The following is a 757-nucleotide window of genomic DNA, read 5'->3' on the forward strand; positions in this document are numbered from 1 at the left end:
GTGCACCGCACAGGAAGGCGATGATTATGAGATATGAGCCGGGGGTGTATGACCCCAATATGCGCGTTCCCGTTCCCACCGGATTCGACCGGATCGTATGGATCATAGTCGGATACTGGCTCAATATTCTTGGCCCGCTTTTCGTATGGCTGCGCTGGCGGAAGAAGAACAGCTTCATCGGCAAGATGGCCGTCAGGTGGGCGCTCCTCGGCACCGCGCTCAACATCATCACCCTCGTGGCATTGCATGTGCTGTCATGACGGTACCGGGCATCATTGACGCTCCATCCTGCCATATCCTTGGGGGAAGAGCATACAGGGAGGTGGAAGAGTATGGATACATCCGGAATCCTGCGGCCTGAACAACTGCCGTTCAAGGTTCCGCCCGATCTTGAATATGCCATCAATGAACTTCTCGCAGCATGGGAGCGTGACGAAAAACTGAACCTTGACTGTTATCTCGATGAGGTACAGGCTGCGGCCAGAAGCGTCAGCGAGGAGAACGATGCATGGGTTCGGCGCTATTATGTTCAGTATGGATGGAGGAAGAACGATTGACAAGAACGGGGCGATAAATGTGAATAAGATACAGAGAAAACCGTGGAGTTTCACCATTGTATTCGATGAAGCCAAGGCGGCACGTCATGGGTACAGTCTGGATGCGCTCTACGATCATGTGGGAAAGATCGCGGAATCGTTCGGCAACGTGCGTATTGGTCGCGGTTCGTGGCAGGCGAAGGATGTTCAGTCGAACCATT

At 53.5% G+C, this 757-nt stretch carries 3 protein-coding genes; all 3 read left to right on the forward strand.

Annotation, left to right across the window (positions count from 1 at the left end; genetic code table 11):
- Positions 1–260, forward strand: a 260-nt coding sequence (locus B5G37_RS14770) for a hypothetical protein (protein ID WP_204217981.1), incomplete at its 5' end; no start/stop codon positions are given.
- A gap of 72 nt (positions 261–332) precedes the next feature.
- Positions 333–557: a hypothetical protein gene (locus B5G37_RS14775; protein WP_087258771.1), complete on the forward strand. Its 225-nt coding sequence runs from the start codon at positions 333–335 to the stop codon at positions 555–557.
- 19 nt (positions 558–576) lie between these two features.
- Positions 577–757: hypothetical protein (locus tag B5G37_RS15625; RefSeq protein WP_204217983.1), on the forward strand; the 181-nt coding region annotated here is incomplete at its 3' end.

Origin of the sequence: Pseudoflavonifractor sp. An85 (assembly GCF_002161235.1) — a bacterium.
In the GTDB taxonomy this organism is placed as follows: domain Bacteria; phylum Bacillota; class Clostridia; order Oscillospirales; family Oscillospiraceae; genus Enterenecus.